The organism is Streptomyces rhizoryzae (assembly GCF_023155275.1).
Classification (GTDB): domain Bacteria; phylum Actinomycetota; class Actinomycetes; order Streptomycetales; family Streptomycetaceae; genus Streptomyces; species Streptomyces rhizoryzae.
This window is the reverse complement of record NZ_JALMUV010000011.1, coordinates 74,831-93,760: the sequence shown is the minus strand read 5'-3', so window position 1 is coordinate 93,760 and position 18,930 is coordinate 74,831. Positions and strand designations below refer to the sequence as shown.

Below are 18,930 nucleotides of genomic sequence, written 5' to 3'. Positions count from 1 at the left end.
GCACGGCGCCCGGGGCCCGGTACCGCAGCGGCGGTGCCGGGCCCTCGCGCGTGGGCGCCCGGAGTGCCACCGCACGCGAACGCCCCCGGACCGGCTCGGTCCGGGGGCGTCCTCGGCAGGGCGCCGGGCGCTCAGCCCTCTTCGCCGCCGAACCGCTCGCGGTACGCCACCAGGTCATCCTCGGTGATCTTCGCGAAGAGCACCGGCGGCACGGTGAACGGCGTCCCGGCGGGCACGGACGCCAGCGCCGTGGCCTCCTCCTGCGTGACCCAGGTGGCGGTGTCGCTCGCCAGCGCGAACGCGCCCCGCATCGCCTGCGCGGACGCCGGGATGAACGGCTCGGAGACCACCGCGTAGAGGTGGATGAGGTTCATCGCGGTGCGCAGGGTGAGCGCGGCGGCGTCCTTGTCCGTCTTGATCTCCAGCCACGGGGCCTTCTCCTCCAGGTAGGAGTTGCCCGCGCTCCACAGCGCCCGCAGCGAGGCCGCCGCCTTCCGGAACTGGAGCGCCTCCATGTGGCCCTCGTACTCCGCGAGCAGCCGGGCGATCTCCTCGCCCAGCTTCTGCTCGGCGGCGCCGGCCTCGGCGCCGGCCGGCACCTCGTCGCCGAACCGCTTCCGTGAGAACGACAGGACGCGGTTGACGAAGTTGCCGAGGGTGTCGGCCAGGTCCTTGTTCACCGAGGAGGAGAACAGCTCCCAGGTGAAGGACGTGTCGTCCGACTCCGGGGCGTTCGCCATCAGGAAGTAGCGCCAGTAGTCGGCCGGCAGCAGCTCCAGCGCGGCGTCGGTGAAGATGCCGCGCCGCTGCGACGTGGAGAACTTGCCGCCGTAGTAGTTGAGCCAGTTGAACGCCTTGAGGAAGTCGACCTTCTTCCACGGCTCGCGGGTCCCCAGCTGGGTGGCCGGGAACATCACGCTGTGGAACGGCACATTGTCCTTGGCCATGAATTCCGTGTAGCGGACGTCATCGGCCTCGTACCACCACGACTTCCAGTCGCGCTCCTCCGGCGCCTGGTCCGCCCACTCCTTCGTCGAGGCGATGTACTCGATCGGGGCGTCGAACCAGACGTAGAAGACCTTGCCCTCGGCGGCCAGCTCCGGCCAGACATCGGCCGGCACCGGCACACCCCAGTCCAGGTCGCGGGTGATCGCCCGGTCCTGGAGCCCCTCGGTCAGCCACTTGTGCGCGATGGACGACGCCAGGGTCGGCCACTCCTTGCTGCCGTTGCCCTCCAGCCAGCCCTCGACCTCGTGCTGGAGCTTCGCCTGGAGCAGGAAGAGGTGCTTGGTCTCGCGCACCTCCAGGTCACCGCTGCCGCTGATCGCCGAGCGGGCGTCGATCAGGTCCGTCGGGTCCAGGACCCGGGTGCAGTTCTCGCACTGGTCGCCGCGCGCCTTGTCGTAGCCGCAGTGCGGGCAGGTGCCGACGATGTAGCGGTCGGGCAGGAAGCGGCCGTCGGCGTTCGAGTAGACCTGGCGGACCGCCCGCTCCTCGATGAAGCCGTTCTCGTGCAGCTTGCGGGCGAAGTGCTGGGTCAGCTCGACGTTCTCCGGCGACGAGCTCCGGCCGAAGTGGTCGAAGCGCAGCCCGAAGCCGTCGTAGATCGCCTTCTGCTTGTCGTGCTGCTCCGCGCAGAACGCGTCGACGGACTGCCCCGCGTCCTTTGCCGCCAGCTCGGCGGGGGTGCCGTGCTCGTCGGTCGCGCAGATGTAGAGGACGTCGTGACCGCGCTGCCGGAGGTACCGGGCGTACACATCGGCCGGGAGCATGGACCCCACCATGTTGCCCAGGTGCTTGATCCCGTTGATATACGGAAGGGCGCTGGTGATGAGGTGTCGAGCCATTGCCGGCTGCTCCCAAGTCGCTACGGTGAGTGATGATTTGCTTTACGCAACGTCAATATCGTACTGGACGGGGTACGGGTCCCCGCGCGTGCATTTCCGGGCCCGAAGGCGTGCGAGCGGCGGCCCGGTCCGCGGCCGTTTCACGTGAAACATGGCGGCCGCCTGTCCCATCATCACGCACCCGGCGCCCGGCCCCGCCCCCGCGTTCGCCGTGAAACGCGCCATGTTTCACGTGAAACACCCCCGGGCTTCCCGTGAAGCGGTGCCGGGAACGGCCGAGGCCGGACCCGATCGGGTCCGGCCTCGGTCCGGGAGCGCGGGTGGGGCGGCTCAGCTGTCCTTGAGGACCTTGGCGGCGCGGGCCTCGGCGAGCCACTCGGGGAACTCGACCATCAGCTGCTGGAAGAACTCCTCGTGGGAAAGGCTGCGCGGGTCGCGGCCGGCGTGGAAGAAGCCCGCGTTGTCGACGACGCGCTTCTCCGGAACGGTCAGGTCGTCCAGCTTGCGGAGGAAGTCGAACCCCTTGGCCTCGGGGTCGCCGAAGCCGATGAACTGCCAGAAGACGGGGAGCCCGGCCGCCTCGCACAGTGCCCGCTCGGCGGCGGGCTTGGACGTCGGCGCGCCGTCGGTCTGGAAGATGACGAAGGCCGGGCCGGTGGAGCCGGACTTCTTGTAGTGCGCGACGACGGCCTCGATCGCCCAGTGGTAGTTGGTGCGGCCCATGTGGCCGAGGCCGGAGTGCAGCTCCTCGATGCGGCCCTCGTAGTGGGTGAGGTCGAGATCCGCGGTGCCGTCCACGTCGGTGGAGAAGAAGACGACCGGGACGGTGGCGTTCTCGTCGAAGTGCGCGGAGAGGGCCAGCGCCTGCTCGGCGAGGTGCTGGACCGTGCCGTCCTTGTAGTAGGTGCGCATCGACCCGGAGCGGTCGAGGACCAGGTAGACAGTGGCGCGCTGGGTGGTGAGGTGGTGCTTCTCCAGCGTGGCGCGCGCCGCGTCGTAGAGGGGGAGCAGGCCGGGGGCGGTCGCCGCCACCGGATTCGGAGTGCCCGCGGCCGGGGCGGGAGCCGCGGTGGCGGCTGCGGCGGCTTCCTGCGCGGCGGGCTCCTCGGGCTCGGCGCCCTCGGGCTCGGCGGTCTCCGGCTTCGCCGTGTCGGCGGCCGGTGCGGATTCCGCGGCGGCGGGGGCCCCGGTCTCCTCCGCCTTCTCCGGCTGGGCCTCCGCCTTCGGCTCGGTGCTTTCCGTGCTCTCCTCGGACGCGGCCGGGGCGGCGGCGGGGGCCGGGTGGTCGAACGCCCGGCTGACGAGGTCGGCGGCACTGTCGGTGGCACTCTCGGCGGCACTGTCGGTGGCGGCCGGAGCGGGGGTCTGGGTGGGGGCGGCCTCGGTAGGGGCCTCGGGGGCCTGCTTCGGCTCGTCCTCGGGCGTGACCGCGGGAGCGGGCTCGGGTGCGGTGACGGCCTGGGAGGCCGGCTCTTCCGCGAGCGGCTGGGCCTCGACCGCGGCGGCCCGGTCCGGCTGCGCGTCCTTCCCGGCGTCCTCGGACCGGCTCTCGGCGGCCGCCGGCTCCTTCGGCTCGGGGGCCGTCACCGGCTCGGGCGCGGTGTCGGCCGGGGCCGCGGCGGACGGCTCGTTCCGTAGCGGAGCCTCCGCCACCGCGGACTCCTCCGGACGCGCCGCGGGCTCCGGTGCGGGCTCAACCGGGCTGCTCTGGGCGGGGAGAGAGGCCGTCACCGGGGGCGCGGGAGCCGGCTCCGCGGGCTCCGCGGACTCGGTGGGCGCCGTACGGGCGGCCGGGACCTCGGCCTCGGGGGGCGCGGTGGCCGCGGCCGGGGCGGATTCCTCGCGCGCTTCCGGGATCGTTGCCGATTCCGGCTGGTCGGCGCTGGTCCGTGCCGCGCCGGATTCGTCGCGGGCCGCCTTGGAGCGACCGAAAGCGTTGCGCAGCAGACTCCGAATGCCCATCGGCTGACCTCTCTTGCGTGTGGTGGGTGCGGCGAATGTCCGTGAAGCGCGGACATGTCCCTGACCAGGACGGATACGTAAGCGTAGCGGCCCGCACCGGTCTGATCGCGGGAACCCGCGCCCCGCACGGTGGGCCATACGGGGGTGTTGGGCGGGCGGGCGGTTTCGGCCGGCGCGTCACCGGTCCGTAAATCGTGTGCCGACCGGTGGAAAGGGCACCCGTGATCTTCGGAGGGATTCCGCGTAATGGCTGGTAAGCCGGGTGGCTTGGCCGTTTGCGGGGCGGTTCTTGACCCGTTACGTGTGGCCGAAGTGGTTTATGGGGCGCGGAATAGGGCGGCAGGCGAAATGCACCGTGATCCCGTCGTGGTGGGTTGCGTTCGAGGGGAGGCGCCGCACAACTCCTTAGTCCGTGACGGGAGTTCGGGTCCGCGGACGGGTGGCTGATCTGCTGGCGGGGCGGCTGTCGTGGTGAAATGGCACGGCTTGTCGCCGACTGTTCACCAGCACGTCGTTTCACGTGAAACACGGGCGTGGTTCCGTCGGTTGCGGCGGACGCCCGGCCGCGCTCCCGCACATCACGCGCGGGATACGAACAGGCAAGAGCTCGGTAAGAAGTAAGTCGTGCAGGTATCCGACGTGCGGATGTGCCCGTCTTCTCCGGTGACCATTGTCCTGAGCCGCCCGTTGTGCCTCGGGGGGCGGCCGGTGAGAAGGCAAGAACCCTTTCGAGGGTGACGGGAGATGTGGGCGCATGGGGCTGACCAGTCAGTCGCTCGAAATCGCGGTGATCGTGCTGGCGGTGGTCTGTGTGGCCGCGACGGTGTGGCTCTGGCCCCGCCTGTCGCGGAACGGATGGCGCCATGTGCTGGCAAGGCTCGGAGCCATCCTGGTCACCCAGCTGTCGCTCGTGTCCGCGCTGGCCCTCGCCGTGAACGCGAACTTCGAGTTCTACGGCAACTGGGACGAGCTGCTGGGCAACAACGAACAGGCCCCGGCCTCGGTGAGCCAGGGGGGCGGGCAGTACGCCACGGTCGGCAACCTCAAGGGCGGTCTGATCCAGCCCGCCGGCCCCCAGGGGCTCGACCGGGTGACCGGACTGCCGAAGGGCCCCGCCGACAAGGCGGGCAAGGTCGAATCCGTACGGATCATCGGCCGCCGGACGCGGGCCATCAACCCGGGCTTCGTGTACCTGCCGCCGCAGTACTTTCAGCCGCAGTTCCGCCGGCAGCGGTTCCCGGTCATGGTGGTGATCAGCGGTTATCCCGGCGGGATCATGAACCTCGCCCAGCACCTACAGATCCCGCAGAACGCGGGGCGGCTGATCGCGCAGGGCAAGATGCAGCCCACCGTGCTCGTGATGGTGCGGCCGACGATCGCGCCGCCGCGGGACACCGAGTGCGTGGACGTGCCGGGCGGACCGCAGGCCGAGACGTTCTTCACCAAGGACCTGCCGGACGCCATGAAGGCCACCTACCGGGTGGGCCACGACCCCAGCGCCTGGGGCGCGTTCGGCTACTCGTCCGGCGGGACCTGCTCGCTCCAGCTGGCGATGCGCAACCCGGACGCGTACACCTCGGCGGTCTCGCTGTCCGGCGACTACGCGATCAAGGACGACCTCACCACCGGCAGCCTGTTCGGTCCCGGCCCCGCGGGCGCCCGGCGCCAGCGGGAGCACGACCTGCTGTGGCGGCTGGAGCACCTTCCCGCACCGCAGGTCTCCGCGCTGGTGGCCAGCAGCCGCCAGGGCGAGGCGGACTACGGCGACACCATGAAGTTCCTGCACGCGGTGAAGCCGCCGATGCGGGCGGACTCGATCATCCTGCCCCGCGGCAGCCACCAGTTCGGGACCTGGCGGCGGGAGGTCGTCCCGGCCCTGGAGTGGCAGAGCCAGCAGCTGACCTTCCCGCAGGACACCGAGCCCAACAAGCCGCCGAAGCCGGCGCCGGGGCAGGCCAAGGGCACACCGCCCGCCGCGCAGGCGCCCGCCGATGACCGGTCCCACAAGAAGGTGGAGGCCGAGCGCCCGCACGGCTGACCCGGGCGCGCGGCCGGTCCGGCTCACGGCCGGTAGACCATCCCCGGCTCGGGCTTGGCGGGGGCGAGCAGCTGGGACACCGTGACCACCGCATAGCCGCGCTTCTTCAGCTCCTTGAGGATGCCGGGGACCGCGGGCACGGTGCCCTTGTAGATGTCGTGCAGCAGGATGATGCCGTCCGGCTTGGTCTGTTCGAGCACCCGCTTGGTGATCAGGGCCGGGTCGGTGGTCTGGTAGTCCTTCGCGGTCACGCTCCACAGGACCTGCGCCAGCCCGAGCTCCTTGCTGACCCTGGAGACCTCCTGGTCGGTCCGGCCCTGCGGCGGGCGCATCAGCGCGGGCGCCTTGCCGGTGATCCGCTTGACCTCGTCCTGCACGCGGGCCAGTTCGCGCTTGGCCTCGTCCGGCTCGATGTCCGTGAGGATCTTGTGGGACCAGGTGTGGTTGGCCAGCTCGTGGCCCTCGGCGGCGATCCGCTTGACCTCGGCGGGGCGCTCGGCGATGTGGTTCTTGCCGAGCATGAAGAACGTGGCGTGCGCGTCGTTCTCCTGGAGGATGTCCAGCAGGCGGTTGGTGTTCTCGCTGGGGCCCGCGTCGAAGGTCAGCGCCACGCACTTGGCCTTGCGGCAGTCGACGGCGCCGCCGCCGGTGCCCGGCTCGCCCTTGGCGTCCGCGTTCTTGGCGCCGTCCGCGGTGGCACCGGCCCGGGCGTCGGCCGGGGCGGTGACGTCGTAGGTGGCGCAGCCGGTGAGAGCCAGCGCGAGGGAGGCGGCGGTCAGCAGCCCGGCCAGGGCGGAGCGGCGGGCGGCGGATATGTGCTGGGGCATGCGTGGTCTTTCGCTGGGATCGGTCACGGGCTGGCTGAGCTGCGCGCCCCAGGGACTATACATAGGTAGTACACACTGAGTGTATAGAGGGGGTGAAGGTCTCGCGGACAACGCCGTCAGCCCGATCGGGCGTGCCCGGCGCGACACCCCGCCGCACCCGCGGTGGACTGCTGCTGTGACCGCCCCGCCGGACGACTGCCTGGCCCGCAACGACTGGATCTGCGGCGACTACCTGACCACCCGCCGCCAGATCCTGCTCGACGCGGTCGGTCAGCATGTGCGGCTGACGGTGGTCTCGGTGGCGCTCGGGCTGGTGATCGCCCTCCCGCTGGCGCTGCTGGCCCGCCGCCTGCGCTGGACGGCCGGGCCGGTGCTCGGGGCCACCACCGTGCTCTACACGATCCCGTCGCTGGCGATGTTCTCGCTGCTGCTCCCGGTCTACGGGCTCTCCGCCACCCTCGTCGTGGTCGGCCTCGCCCTCTACTCCCTCACCCTGCTGGTCCGGAACATCCTGGCCGGACTGGACGGCGTCCCGGCCGAGGCCAAGGAGGCCGCCCGGGGCATGGGCTACGGGCCGCTGCGGCAACTGCTGACCGTGGAACTGCCGCTGGCCGTGCCCGCCGCGATGGCCGGACTGCGCATCGCCACGGTCTCCGCGGTCGCCCTGACCACGGTCGGCGCGATCGTCGGCTACGGCGGCCTGGGCAACCTCATCTACGCGGGCATGAACAGCTTCTTCAAGGCCCAGGTGCTCACCGCCTCCGTGCTCTGCGTCCTCCTCGCGGTCGCCTTCGACGTGCTGTTGCTCGGCGCGGAACGGCTGCTCACGCCTTGGCGGCGGCCGGCCCGGAGCGCCCGGCCGGCCCGCGGGAGGAGGCCGCTCAGCGCCTCCGGACGGCGCGGATGAGCACCCTCGCCGCGGTCTGGGCCTGGCTGACCACCGCCGCGCACTGGTCCGGTGAGAACGGCGTCTGGCACCGGCTCGCCGAGCACGCCGCACTGACCTTCGCCTGCCTGGCGCTCAGCGCGCTGATCGCCTTGCCGGTCGCCCTGACGCTGGGCCACCTGGGCCGCGGCGGGGCGCTGGCGGTCAACCTCGCCAACGTCGGCCGCGCGGTACCCACCTTCGCGGTCCTCGTCCTGCTCCTGCTGACCCCGATCGGACGGCACGGACCGTGGCCGACGGTCATCGCGCTGGTGCTGTTCGCCGTACCCCCGCTGCTCACCAACGCCTACGTCGGGATGCGCGAGGTCGATCCGGACGTGGTGCGGGCGGCTCGCGGCATGGGGATGACCGGGGCGCAACTGGTGTGGCGGGTGGAGGCGCCGCTGGCCCTCCCGCTGGTCCTCACCGGGGTGCGGATCGCCGCCGTCCAGCTCGTCGCCACCGCCACGCTGGCCGCCCTGGTCGGCGGCGGCGGGCTCGGCCGCATCATCACCGCGGGTTTCAACCTGGCCAGTACGCCGCAGGTGGTGGCCGGGGCGGTGGTGGTCGCGGTGTTCGCGCTGCTGATGGAGGGGCTGTTCGAGCTGGTGCAGCGGCTCGGACCGGCGCAGGCGCGCGGACGGGACCGGTGAGGGCGCCCGGTGCGGCCCGCCGCGTGCTCGGCGCGCTGGCCGCGCTGGCCGCGCTGACCGGTCCGGCGGCCTGCGCCGGCGGGCCGTCGCTGGAGAACCGCGGCGCGCTCACCGCCTCCCCCGGGAACAGCCGTGCGCTCTCCATCGGTTCGGCCGGCTTCACCGAGAGCGAGCTGCTCGCCCAGATGTACGCGGCGCTGCTCGGCCACGCCGGCTACCCCACTCAGGTGCTCACCGTCGGCAACCGCGAACTGTACGAACCGGCGCTGGAGTCCGGGCAGATCGATGTCGTTCCGGAGTACGCCGCCACCTTCGCGGACTGGCTCAACGCCAAGGACCACGGGCCCACCGCCGCCCCGGTCGCCTCTCCCGACCTCGGCGCCACCCTGGCCGCCCTGCGCCGGCTGGCCGCCCCGCGCGGCCTGACCGTGCTCCCCGCGGGCCGGGCGGTCGACCAGAACGCCTTCGCGGTCCGCGCCGCCTACGCCGCCGAGCACCGCCTCCGCACCCTCAGCGACCTGGGCCGCGCCAGGCTCCCGGTGCGGCTGGCGGCGGGGGACGAATGCGTGCAGCGGCCGTTCTGCGCGCCCGGGCTGCGGAAGACGTACGGCATCGACATCACCGCCGTGGACCCCAAGGGCGTCGGCACCACCCCGGCGAAGCAGGCCGTCCAGGACGGCCAGGACCAGATGGTGCTGACCACCAGCACCGATGCCACCCTCGACCGGTTCGGGCTCGTCGTCCTCGCCGACGACCGGAAACTCCAGAACGCCGACTACATCGTCCCCGTCGTCAACCGCGCCCGGGCCGGCGGCGCCCGGCAGGTGGCCGCCCTCAACCGCCTCAACGCCGTACTGACCACCCAGGATCTGGCCCGGCTCGACGAGCAGGTCGACAGCTGGCGCCGGCTGCCCGCCGATGTGGCGCACCGCTACCTCGTGGCGAAGGGCCTGCTGCCCAGGCGCTGAGGCGCTGAGGCGCTGAGGTGCTCGGGCGACGTTTCACGTGAAACACCGCCGCGCCGCGGGTGTTTCACGTGAAACACCCGCGGGCCCCGCCGGGCCACCGCCTCACTCGGTGGGGACCGAATCGACCTCCGGCCGCCCCCGGGACACCTCGCGTCCCTCCGGCGCGATGGTGCGGCGCAGCGCCTCGTGCAGGGTGGTCGGGGTCAGCACGCCCAGGAACCGCCGGCCGTCCAGGACCGCGATCCAGCCGGCGTCGTGCTTGAGCATCTCGCTGAACGCCGTCTTGAGCGTCCCGGTCACCGGGATCCATGCCTCCATCCGGCGGGCGTGGTCGGCCACGGTCCCGCCCGCGTCCGCCAGCCGCTCGGTGCCCACCCAGCCGTGCAGGGCCCCGTCGGCGTCCAGGACCACCGCCCAGTGCGCGCCGTCGGCCCGCAGCCGGGCCCCGGCGTCCGCGGCCGGTTCGGCGAGCCGGGCGAACGGCGGGCGCTCCAGGTCGCCGCGGTCGATCGGGGTGACCGCGAGCTGCTTCAACGCCCGGTCCGCGCCGACGAATTCGGCGACGTACGGGGTGGCGGGTGCGCCGAGCACCTGCGCGGGGGTGTCGAACTGCGCGATCCGCCCGGCGCCGTAGACCGCGATCCGGTCGCCGAGCCGGATGGCCTCCTCGATGTCGTGGGTGACCAGCAGCACCGTCTTGTGCAGGGTGGCCTGGAGGCTCAGGAACTCCTTCTGGAGGCGGTCCCGGACGACCGGGTCCACGGCTCCGAACGGCTCGTCCATCAGCAGCACCGGCGGGTCGGCCGCCAGGGCGCGGGCCACCCCGACCCGCTGCCGCTGGCCGCCGGAGAGCTGGTGCGGGTAGCGCGAGCCGTGGATCTTCGGGTCCAGCCCGACCAGTTCCAGGAGTTCGGCGGCCCGTTCGCGGGCCCGGGACTTCTTCCAGCCGGTCAGGAACGGCACGGTCGCGGTGTTGTCGAGGACGGTGCGGTGGGGGAAGAGGCCGGTCTGCTGGATGACGTACCCGATCCGGCGGCGGAGGCGGACCGGGTCGACGCCCGCGATGTCGGCGCCGTCGACGAGGATGCGGCCGCTGGTGGGGTCGATCAGCCGGTTCACCATCATCATGGTCGTCGTCTTGCCGCAGCCCGACGGCCCGACGAGGGTGACCAGCTCGCCCTTGCGGACCTCGAAGGAGAGGTCGTCGACCGCGGTGGTTCCGTCCGGGTAGCGCTTGGTCACCGACTCGAACCGGATCATGGCGCCATTGAATCCCGCGGCCCGTGCGCGGTCCCGTCGTGCGGGTGCAATCGAGTGGGGAAACGGAACGGGGACGGGGGCCGTACGAGTTGCTTCCGGGGCACCGCCTCCCGTCCTGCTGCATGCGGCCCCGCCGGCGTGCTTACGATCCCCCCGGCCGCCTCCTCGGAAGGGTGGAAGGGAACGCCACATGAGAGCCGTAGCAGTCAACGCCTTCGGTGAGGAACCGCAGCTCATGGAGTTGCCGGAGCCCGAGCCGGGGCCCGGCGAGGTCCTGGTGCGGCTGGCCGCCGCCGGTCTCAACCCCGTCGACTGGAAGCTCGCCGACGGCAAGTTCGGGGACGCCGTGAAGGCGTCCTTCCCGCTGGTCCTGGGCTCGGACGGGGCGGGCGAGGTGGTGGCGGTCGGCAGCGGCGTACGGCGGTTCACCGTGGGGGACCCGGTGTTCGGCCAGTTCCAGCGGCCGGAGCGGGGCGGCGGCTCGTACGCGGAGTTGGCGGTGGCCGAGGAGAACGCGCTCGCCCTGGCGGCCCGCAGTGTCACCTACGCAACCTCGGCGGCCGTGCCGACGGCCGGGATGACCGCCTACAACCTGGTCGAGGAGACCCGGATCAGCGAGGGGCGGCGGGTACTGGTCGTGGGCGCGACCGGCGGCGTCGGCACGTTCCTCACCCAGCTCGCGGCCGGGCGCGGGGCCGAGGTGATCGCCACCGCCCGCCCGGCCAAGGCGGAGCTGATGCGGACCCTGGGCGCCGCGGAGACCGTCGATCACACCGCGGGCCCGGTCGCCGACCAGGTCCTGGCCGCGCATCCGGACGGGGTGGACGTGCTGATCGACATGACCAGCGACGCGGAGGGCTTCAACGAGCTGTCCCGGACCGTACGGGACGGCGGGGTGGCCGTCTCGCTGATCGGCTCGGCCGACGCCGATGTGCTGACCGAGCACAATCTGCGCGGTTTCAACTTCGTCAACCGGCCCTCCCCGCAACTCCTGGAGATCCTCGCCGGGTACCTCGACGCGGGGCGGCTCACGGTCCTCGTCGGCCTGGAGGTCCCCTTGGAGGAGGCCCCCGAAGCGGTGGCGGCCAGCCGGTCCGGGCGGGCGCAGGGCAAGACGGTCGTGGCCATCTGACCGCACGTCACCGCAGGGCGGGCGGCCGTTACGAGGCCGCCTTCGGGCCCGGCAGCGGCCCCGGCCGGCGTTCCGTGGCCGCCGGGCGCCGGAGGCGGGCGGCCAGCGGGCCCGCGGAGGCGAGCAGGACGACCAGCACCGCTGTCCCGGCCACGCCCCACACGGCGGTTTGCAGGGGCGCCGTCAGGGCATCCGCGTAGGCGTCCGCGGCGGGCCGGGAGACCGCGGCGGGCAGCGCGTCCAGGGCCCGGGCGCGGAGCAGCGCCAGCGCGGTGGCCAGCAGGGCGCAGGCCACCGCACAGCCGGCCGCCGCGCGGACCAGCGCCCGCCGCCGGCGCCGCACCAGCAGCAGACCGGCCGGCAGGCACAGGGCGGCGGCCGGTGGCAGCAGCAGCGCAGCGGTGCGCGCCGCCCGGAAGCCGGCCCGGAACCGCGGGACATCGGGGGGCCTCAGCAGGACGATCGTGGCGCCGGTGGGCGGTACCCGCCGGGCGATGTCGATGCCCAGGCCGTTCCCGGACAGCTGGTGCCGGACGCGTTCGACGACCGGGGTGAGGTCGAGGGTGACCGGGGCGCTGCCGGAGGCGGTCAGCGCGCCGTCCAGGCTTTGGTGGGCGGTGCGGTGCACGGTGGCCCAGACCGCCGGGAAGGTCCGGCCGGTGACGACCTCGCGGACCTGTTTGCCGACGAACTCGCGGATGCCGCGGGTGAACTTCCGCCGCAGTGCGGGCCGTTCGGCGCGCGGGACGACCTTGAGCAGCCCGTCGAGCCGGACGTGCGGCATCACCCCGTCGGTGACGTCGTCGACGATCGCCTTCTGTACGGCGGGGTTCCCGGCGAGCGGCGCGACCGCGGCCACATAGCGGTCGGTGTCGGAGAGTTCGGCGCGGGCCCAGACGGCGGCCAGGCTCAGCGGCAGCAGCAGCGTCCCGAGCAGCAGCAGGGCCCCGCCGGCCAGTGAGCGGGCGCGGCCCGGCCGGGCCGGCGGGCCGGGCGCTGCCGTCCCCCGGCCGTCGGCGCGTGCGGGTGCGCTCGCTGACATCGCGGTGGCCCGGTCCTTCCTGACACGGCGAATGCGGCCGTGTTCCAGGCAAGTCCGTACGGTGACCGGCCGCGAGTGGGGCCGGTGCCAACGGGTGACCGCAGGGGCGGGTGACCGTACGGGTGTGCGCGGGGCGGGCCGCCGGGCCCGGTGCCGCGCCGTTCAGCCGGTCCGCCGGGCGCGTCCGCGCCGGACCGCCCGCACCACCCCGGGCGCGAACAGCGCGCACACCACGGCGGCCACCGCCCACGCCGTGCGGCCGCCCGCGCGCTCCGGCTCGGCGCCCGGGGCGGGCAGGTCGTCCAGGTCCCCGGAGCAGGCCAGCGGGGCGGCGGACGGGCCGGCGTGCACGCACACCGTGGTGGCGGCCCGCAGGGTGCCCGCGGCGGCGCCGGTGTCCGGGCGGGTGCCGAGGACCGCGGCCGAGGTGAAGACCTGCGTGCCGTGGGCGGGCAGATCGGCGCGCCAGACGGCCAGCCAGCCGCCGGTGCCGTCCCGCGCGGCGGTGCCTCCGGGGGCGGTGGCCGTGTCGGTGGTGGCCGGCATCTCCTGCTCGATCCGCGCCCCGGGCAGGTCGGTGGCGCCCAGGTTCTGCACGGTGATGCGGTAGTCGAGCCGCGTTCCGGCCGCGGCGCGGTCGACGCCGTCGGTCACCGCCACCGCCACCGCCGGAGCCGGTGCGGGCCGCGGGGCCGGTGCGGCGCCGGGTGGGGCGGGGAGCGCGGCGGTGCACAGCACCGTGAGCGCGGCGGCGGTTCTCATGGCGTCATCGGAGCACCGCGGCCGGGTGCGGCGGCGGTGTGCGGCCGGGGACCGCAACGGGGTTCACCCGAGTGCGGGCGGCCGGCGGTCAGTGGCGGTGCGGTCCCGGCCGGTGCACGGGTCCGTGCGAGTCGTCGCAGTGGCTGCCGGAGGGCTGCCCGGGGCCGGGGCCCGGGCCCAGCGTCAGCAGCTCGTCCTCGTCCTGTTCGCCGAGGTGGTCGACCTGGAGGGTGGCGTGGGTGATGCCGTACTCGGTGCGCAGCAGGGCGTGCAGGGTGCGGCGGACCCGGTGGCAGTCACCCCCCGGGGCGACGAGGATGTGCGCGGACAGCGCCGGCTGCCCGGAGGTGATCTGCCAGATGTGCAGGTCGTGCACCTCCACGACCAGCTCGGTGGCGACGAGGTGATCGCCGAGCGCGTCCGGGTCGATGCCCGCCGGGGCGGCCTCCATGAAGATCCGGCCGGACTCCCGGACGAGCCCCGTGCCGGCCTTCAGCATCAGCGCGACGACGATGAGCGAGGCGATGGCGTCGGCCCGGGCGAAGCCTGTGGTCAGCACCACCAGACCGGAGATCGCGGTGGCGATGAAGCCGAACAGGTCGGTGAGGATGTGCTGGTAGGCGCCCTCGATGTTCAGGCTGGAGCGGTTGGCCTTGGACAGGAACCAGGCGCAGATCAGGTTCACCACCACACCGGAGAGCGCGGTGACCACCACCAGGCCGCCGGTGACCGCGGGCGGTGAGATCAGCCGCTGCACCGCTTCGTAGGCCAGCCAGACCGACAGCACCAGCAAGGTGATGCCATTGGCCTGCGCGGAGAGGATCTCGGCGCGCTTGAGCCCGTAGGTGTAGCCGCCCCGTGCGGGCTTGGCCGCCAGCCGCATCGCGACCAGCGCCAGCACGATCGAGACCGCGTCGGTGAGCATGTGGGCGGCGTCCGAGATCAGCGCCAGCGACTGCGCCAGGACACCGATCACGACCTCGACGGCCATGTAGGCGACGAGCAGGAAGAGCGCGGCCCGCAGCCAGCGCCGGTCGGCGTCCGGGGAGACGGCGTGGCTGTGGCTGTGCGCATGGCTGTGACCGCTGTGGGCGTGCTCCGGCATGGCGCGCTCCTTTTCCTGGCTCCACCTTGCTCCTCGCTGCGAAGCAAACCGCACTTCGGCAAAAGATCCAAAGGCTGCACCGGTGACCGTTGTCATTACCGTCGAACGGCGTATCGTGCCTGGTCAGAGCGGTGCGGCGAGAAGCGCGCCGGAGAGGCGCCGCGGGCCGGCCGAGCGGCCGTCCGCGGTTTCCCGGAAGACGACGGGCGATGTTTCACGTGAAACCGGCCGGGGTTTCCCGAGAAACGGGGCGGGTCTTTCCGCGGTGCGCGGGCCGGAAAAAGAGGACAGCGCGCGGATCCCCCTCGCGCGCTGTCCGGTTCGCGGTCGGACCACCGGGGCACGGCGGTCCGGCGGACGCGACGCGCTGTCGCGCGCCGTCGCGTCCCTGCGTCAGTAATAGCAAGTAATTGCAACCCCTGCGCAAGAGGCGCGGGGGCGGGCGCAGGGGGCGCACCGGGAGCACGGCGTCCTCCCCGGAGGCAGGGACCGCCCGGCCGGTCAGTAGAGTTCGGCACCCGTCCCCCGACCGTCTCCGGACCCGTTCCGGCCCTTTCGCGCCCGAGGTGCCCCGCAGTGACTCCCCCGCTTCCGCTGACCGTCGTAGGTATCGGGGCCGACGGCTGGGACGGGCTGGCGCCGGTCGCGCGGCGGGCGCTGACGGCGGCCGAGGTGCTGATCGGCGGAGCGCGGCAGCTGGCGCTGCTGCCCGCGGAGTGCGCGGGGGAGCGGGTGGCGTGGCCCTCCCCGCTGCGGCCGGCGGTCGCCGGGCTGCTCGCCGCGCACGCCGGGCGGCGGGTCTGCGTCCTGGCCAGCGGGGACCCGATGTTCTACGGGATCGGACGGACGCTGACCGAGGTGATGGCCGAGGACGCCGTGGTGCGGCGGCCGCTGCGGGTGGTCCCGCACCCGTCGTCGGTGGCGTACGCCTGCGCCCGGCTGGGCTGGGCGGTGGAGGACACCGAGGTCGTCACACTCGTCGGGCGGCCGTCCGAGAACGTGCTGCGGGCGCTGTCCGACGGGCGGCGGGTGCTGGTGCTCTCGGCCGGGGCCGGAACGCCCGCCGAGGTCGCGGCGCTGCTGCGGGACCGGGGCTTCGGCCCGTCCCGGATGCGGGTCCTGGAGCAGCTCGGCGGCCCGCACGAGCGGGTGGCCGAGGGCACCGCGGCCAAGTGGGACCGGCCCGCCGGCGATCCGCTCAACGTGATCGCGCTGGACTGCGTGCGGGAACCGGACGCGCTCCGCCTCCCGGTCGTGCCGGGCCTCCCCGACGCCGCCTACGAGCACGACGGCCAGCTGACCAAGCGTCATGTCCGGGCCGCGACCCTGGCCGCCCTGGCCCCGGCGCCCGGGGAACTCCTCTGGGACGTCGGCGGCGGCTCCGGCTCCATCGCCGTCGAGTGGCTGCGCGCGCACCGCAGCTGCCGGGCCGTCAGCGTGGAACGGGACGCGGCACGGGCCGAGCGGATCGGCCGCAACGCGCGGGCGCTCGGCGTACCGGCGCTGCGCGTGGTGCACGGGCCGGCGCCCGCCGCCCTGGCCGGACTGCCCGCGCCGGACGCGGTGTTCATCGGCGGCGGCCTCACCGCCCCCGGGCTGCTGGACGCCTGCTGGGACGCGCTGCCGCCGGGCGGCCGGATCGTCGCGAACACCGTGACGCTGGAGTCCGAGGCGCTGCTCACCGAGTGGTACCGGCGCCACGGCGGCGAACTGGTGCGGCTCGCGGTCGCCCACGCGGTGCCGGTCGGCGGCTTCACGGGCTGGCGGCAGGCGATGCCGGTCACCCAGTGGTCGGCGGCCAAACCCACCGCGCCGGCCCGCTCGCAGGACCCCTCGTAACCCCTCCCAGGAGACCGACACCATGACCGTCCACTTCATCGGCGCGGGCCCCGGCGCCGCCGACCTGATCACCCTGCGCGGCGCCCGCACGCTGGCCGCCTGCGGCGTGTGCCTCTACGCGGGCAGCCTGGTGCCCCGGGAACTGCTCGACGCCTGCCCGCCCGGCGCCCGGCTGATCGACACCGCGCAGTTGGACCTGGACGCCATCACGGCGGAGATGGTCCGCGCCCACCAGGAGGGCCAGGACGTCGCCCGGCTGCACTCCGGCGACCCGTCCGTGTTCAGCGCGGTGGCCGAGCAGATGCGCCGGCTGGACGCGGCGGGGGTGCCGTACGAGGTGGTGCCGGGTGTGCCCGCGTTCGCCGCGGCGGCGGCCGCGCTCAAGCGCGAACTGACGGTTCCCACGGTCGGCCAGACCGTCATCCTCACCCGCGTCGCCCAGCGCGCCACGCCCATGCCCGACGGCGAGGAGCTGGCCACGCTGGGGCGCAGCGGCGCGCTGCTGGTGCTGCACCTGGCGGCCATGTACGTCGACCGGATCGTGGACGAACTTCTGCCGCACTACGGCGCCGACTGCCCGGCCGCCGTGGTGGCGATGGCCTCCCGCCCCGACGAACTGGTGCTGCGCGGCACGCTCGGCGACATCGCCGGCCGGGTGAAGGCCGCGGGTGTGGTCCGGACCGCGGTGATCATGGTCGGGCGCACGCTGGGGGCCGAGCAGTTCCGGGACAGCCACCTCTACTCGCCGGAGCGGGAGCGGCCGCACGCGCCCTGCGGCGAAGGAGCCTGATACGGCGTCAGTGCGGGGCCGCGGCGGGCCTGTACGGCTGAATTGTATGACCGCATCGGGGTGAAAGTCCGTTTTCCGGCTGTCGGACGCCGGTAAGGAAGCTGCGACACCCAGGGGGATCGACGCAAAGGAGCACGCCACGATGCGTACCAGAATGGCCGCCGGGGCGGTCGTCGCCGCCACCCTGCTGACCCTCACCGGCAGCACCGTCGCCGTCGCCGACGGCAAGGACGCCCCGCGCCGGACGAAGGACAGCCCCATCCAGATGGCCGCCTGCGCCCTCGGCACCGCGCTGGGCGCGCTGACCGGCGGGGACGCCAACTGCGTCCGGGACCGGCTGGCGCACGCCCGCGACGAGGGCGCCCGCGAGAACCGCGGGGAGCACCGCCGGACCGGGCAGGCGCACCGGGACGACCTGGGCCGCAGTGACGGCCTCGGGCGCGCGGACGACGTGAACCGGGGCGAGGGCCTGAACCGCACCGACGGTCTGGGCCGTGCGGACGACATGGGCCGCGGGGAGACCCTGCCGCGGATGTGACGAGGCCCCCTGGCGGGGCGCCGGACCTGGACGGCCGGCCGGGACATGTTTCACGTGAAACGGTCCGGTGCCGGGTGCGTCCGGGCTCCCGGCCCCCGCGGCTCCGCCCGCCCCACCACCAGCCCCGCCCGGTCGATGCAGATCACATCGACCGCGACCGGTGCGCCGCGTAGCACGGTCAGGGCCTCGTCCCGTGCCGTCGCCGCCACCAGGTCGCCGAGCGGCACGCCGGCCGCCGCGCACAACTGGAGTGCGGCGAGGCCGGTGTTGGCTCCGGCCACCGCGTCGGCCAGGGCCTCGTCGGCTCCCCCCTGCCGGGCCAGCTGGGCCAGGAAGCCCTTGTCCACCTGGGACCGCGCCGAGTGCAGGTCGAGGTGGCCCGCCGCCAGCTTGGAGAGCTTGGCGAAGCCGCCGCAGAGGGTCAGCCGGTCCACGGGGTGGCGGCGGATGTACTTCAGCACCGCCCCCGCGAAGTCGCCCATGTCCAGCAGGGCGTCCTCCGGCAGGTGGTGCAGTGCGACCACCGCCTTCTCGGACGTCGAGCCGGTACACCCGGCCACGTGGCGGCGGCCGGCCGCCCGCGCCACGTCCACCCCGCGCCGGATCGAGTCGATCCACGCCGAGCAGGAGTACGGCACCACGATGCCGGTCGTCCCCAGGATGGACAGCCCGCCGAGGATCCCCAGGCGCGGGTTCCAGGTGCTGCGCGCGAGCTCCTCGCCGTGATCGACCGAGATCTCCACCGCCACGTCCGCGGCCGCGCCGGGGCCGCCGTGCGCCTCCGCGACCGCTGTCAGGTGCTCCCGGATCATCTGCCGCGGGACCGGGTTGATGGCGGGTTCGCCGACCGCCAGCGGCAGGCCGGGGCGGGTGACCGTGCCCACGCCGGGCCCCGCGCGGAAGACCACCCCGCTCCCGGCCGGCAGCGCCCGCACCGTGGCCCGCACCAGCGCCCCGTGGGTGACGTCGGGGTCGTCGCCGGCGTCCTTGACGACCCCGGCCATGGCGCCGGCCGGATCCGCGCCGGCGGTCAGTTCCTCCACCGCGAGCGCGAAGGACGGCGTCTGGCCCTTGGGCAGCGTGATCGTCACCGGGTCCGGGAACTCCCCGCTCAGCAGCGCCGTGTACGCGGCCGTGCTCGCCGCCGTGGCGCAGGCGCCGGTCGTCCAGCCGTGCCGCAGACCGGTGTGCGCGAGCTGCGCGCTCCGGCCTCCCGTAGCCTTCGGTTGCGTTTCACCCACG

The 18,930-nt window shown here is 73.8% G+C and carries 16 protein-coding genes; 8 read left to right on the top strand and 8 right to left on the bottom strand.

The annotated features are described in order from the left end of the window. Positions 1-131 precede the first annotated feature (131 nt). Both metG and MUU72_RS12065 read right to left on the bottom strand, forming a co-directional pair. A complete protein-coding gene (gene metG / locus MUU72_RS12070; protein ID WP_248013182.1) occupies positions 132-1,847 on the bottom strand; it encodes a methionine--tRNA ligase in 1,716 nt (571 codons plus the stop codon). Between the two features lie 330 nt (positions 1,848-2,177). Further along, a complete protein-coding gene (locus MUU72_RS12065) occupies positions 2,178-3,809 on the bottom strand; it encodes a VWA domain-containing protein (protein WP_248013181.1) in 1,632 nt (543 codons plus the stop codon). Between the two features lie 754 nt (positions 3,810-4,563). Between MUU72_RS12065 and MUU72_RS12060 the strand changes: the two genes are divergently transcribed. Beyond that, positions 4,564-5,847 carry an alpha/beta hydrolase gene (locus MUU72_RS12060; RefSeq protein WP_248013180.1) on the top strand — a complete coding sequence of 428 codons (1,284 nt, stop codon included), beginning with the start codon at positions 4,564-4,566 and terminating at the stop codon, positions 5,845-5,847. A gap of 23 nt (positions 5,848-5,870) precedes the next feature. On the opposite strand, the gene MUU72_RS12055 is transcribed toward MUU72_RS12060, so the two are convergent. Then, positions 5,871-6,674, bottom strand: a complete 804-nt coding sequence (locus MUU72_RS12055) for a polysaccharide deacetylase family protein (protein WP_248013179.1) — start codon at positions 6,672-6,674, stop codon at positions 5,871-5,873. Between the two features lie 175 nt (positions 6,675-6,849). On the opposite strand from MUU72_RS12055, the gene MUU72_RS12050 reads away from it, so the two are divergent. Genes MUU72_RS12050 through MUU72_RS12040 form a run of 3 tightly spaced genes read left to right on the top strand, consistent with a single transcriptional unit; the run spans position 6,850 to position 9,220 of the window. Further along, positions 6,850-7,581 (top strand): ABC transporter permease, encoded by a 732-nt coding sequence (locus MUU72_RS12050; RefSeq protein WP_248013178.1) that lies wholly within the window; start codon positions 6,850-6,852, stop codon positions 7,579-7,581. Further along, positions 7,578-8,252 carry an ABC transporter permease gene (locus tag MUU72_RS12045; RefSeq protein ID WP_248013177.1) on the top strand — a complete coding sequence of 225 codons (675 nt, stop codon included), beginning with the start codon at positions 7,578-7,580 and terminating at the stop codon, positions 8,250-8,252. Before MUU72_RS12050 ends, MUU72_RS12045 begins: the two co-directional genes overlap by 4 nt. Further along, complete coding sequence (locus MUU72_RS12040; protein WP_372503081.1) at positions 8,249-9,220, top strand: ABC transporter substrate-binding protein; 972 nt, start codon at positions 8,249-8,251, stop codon at positions 9,218-9,220. The genes MUU72_RS12045 and MUU72_RS12040 overlap by 4 nt, the downstream gene beginning before the upstream one ends. Positions 9,221-9,322: 102 nt before the next feature. On the opposite strand, the gene MUU72_RS12035 is transcribed toward MUU72_RS12040, so the two are convergent. Beyond that, on the bottom strand, positions 9,323-10,480 hold the full coding sequence (locus MUU72_RS12035; protein WP_248013176.1) for an ABC transporter ATP-binding protein: 1,158 nt from the start codon (positions 10,478-10,480) through the stop codon (positions 9,323-9,325). Positions 10,481-10,670: 190 nt separating this feature from the next. Here MUU72_RS12035 and MUU72_RS12030 point away from each other — a divergent pair, with 190 nt between their 5' ends. Then, a complete protein-coding gene (locus MUU72_RS12030; protein WP_248013175.1) occupies positions 10,671-11,612 on the top strand; it encodes an NADP-dependent oxidoreductase in 942 nt (313 codons plus the stop codon). Between the two features lie 28 nt (positions 11,613-11,640). Here the strand turns inward: MUU72_RS12030 and MUU72_RS12025 are convergent, their stop codons facing one another. The 3 genes from MUU72_RS12025 to MUU72_RS12015 form a co-directional block, all read right to left on the bottom strand. After that, on the bottom strand, positions 11,641-12,654 hold the full coding sequence (locus tag MUU72_RS12025) for a hypothetical protein (protein WP_248013174.1): 1,014 nt from the start codon (positions 12,652-12,654) through the stop codon (positions 11,641-11,643). Positions 12,655-12,816: 162 nt separating this feature from the next. Further along, a complete protein-coding gene (locus tag MUU72_RS12020; RefSeq protein ID WP_248013173.1) occupies positions 12,817-13,416 on the bottom strand; it encodes a hypothetical protein in 600 nt (199 codons plus the stop codon). Positions 13,417-13,504: 88 nt separating this feature from the next. Further along, a complete protein-coding gene (locus tag MUU72_RS12015) occupies positions 13,505-14,521 on the bottom strand; it encodes a cation diffusion facilitator family transporter (protein WP_248013172.1) in 1,017 nt (338 codons plus the stop codon). 576 nt (positions 14,522-15,097) lie between these two features. Here MUU72_RS12015 and cbiE point away from each other — a divergent pair. The 3 genes from cbiE to MUU72_RS12000 all read left to right on the top strand — a co-directional run bounded on the left by cbiE (position 15,098) and on the right by MUU72_RS12000 (position 17,688). After that, a complete protein-coding gene (cbiE, locus tag MUU72_RS12010) occupies positions 15,098-16,360 on the top strand; it encodes a precorrin-6y C5,15-methyltransferase (decarboxylating) subunit CbiE (protein WP_248013171.1) in 1,263 nt (420 codons plus the stop codon). A gap of 22 nt (positions 16,361-16,382) precedes the next feature. Beyond that, positions 16,383-17,150 carry a precorrin-4 C(11)-methyltransferase gene (gene cobM, locus MUU72_RS12005; protein WP_248013170.1) on the top strand — a complete coding sequence of 256 codons (768 nt, stop codon included), beginning with the start codon at positions 16,383-16,385 and terminating at the stop codon, positions 17,148-17,150. 142 nt (positions 17,151-17,292) lie between these two features. Then, complete coding sequence (locus tag MUU72_RS12000) at positions 17,293-17,688, top strand: hypothetical protein (protein ID WP_248013169.1); 396 nt, start codon at positions 17,293-17,295, stop codon at positions 17,686-17,688. A 50-nt stretch (positions 17,689-17,738) separates the two neighbouring features. Here the strand turns inward: MUU72_RS12000 and MUU72_RS11995 are convergent, their stop codons facing one another. Then, complete coding sequence (locus MUU72_RS11995; RefSeq protein WP_248013168.1) at positions 17,739-18,929, bottom strand: cobalt-precorrin-5B (C(1))-methyltransferase; 1,191 nt, start codon at positions 18,927-18,929, stop codon at positions 17,739-17,741. Position 18,930 lies beyond the last annotated feature (1 nt).

Coding starts and splice junctions, on each gene's coding strand:
- metG (WP_248013182.1), bottom strand. CDS start 1,847: ATGGCTCGACACCTCATCACCAGCGCCCTTCCGTATATCAACGGGATC.
- MUU72_RS12065 (WP_248013181.1), bottom strand. CDS start 3,809: ATGGGCATTCGGAGTCTGCTGCGCAACGCTTTCGGTCGCTCCAAGGCG.
- MUU72_RS12060 (WP_248013180.1), top strand. CDS start 4,564: ATGGGGCTGACCAGTCAGTCGCTCGAAATCGCGGTGATCGTGCTGGCG.
- MUU72_RS12055 (WP_248013179.1), bottom strand. CDS start 6,674: ATGCCCCAGCACATATCCGCCGCCCGCCGCTCCGCCCTGGCCGGGCTG.
- MUU72_RS12045 (WP_248013177.1), top strand. CDS start 7,578: ATGAGCACCCTCGCCGCGGTCTGGGCCTGGCTGACCACCGCCGCGCAC.
- MUU72_RS12035 (WP_248013176.1), bottom strand. CDS start 10,480: ATGATCCGGTTCGAGTCGGTGACCAAGCGCTACCCGGACGGAACCACC.
- MUU72_RS12030 (WP_248013175.1), top strand. CDS start 10,671: ATGAGAGCCGTAGCAGTCAACGCCTTCGGTGAGGAACCGCAGCTCATG.
- MUU72_RS12025 (WP_248013174.1), bottom strand. CDS start 12,654: ATGTCAGCGAGCGCACCCGCACGCGCCGACGGCCGGGGGACGGCAGCG.
- MUU72_RS12020 (WP_248013173.1), bottom strand. CDS start 13,416: ATGAGAACCGCCGCCGCGCTCACGGTGCTGTGCACCGCCGCGCTCCCC.
- MUU72_RS12015 (WP_248013172.1), bottom strand. CDS start 14,521: ATGCCGGAGCACGCCCACAGCGGTCACAGCCATGCGCACAGCCACAGC.
- cobM (WP_248013170.1), top strand. CDS start 16,383: ATGACCGTCCACTTCATCGGCGCGGGCCCCGGCGCCGCCGACCTGATC.
- MUU72_RS12000 (WP_248013169.1), top strand. CDS start 17,293: ATGCGTACCAGAATGGCCGCCGGGGCGGTCGTCGCCGCCACCCTGCTG.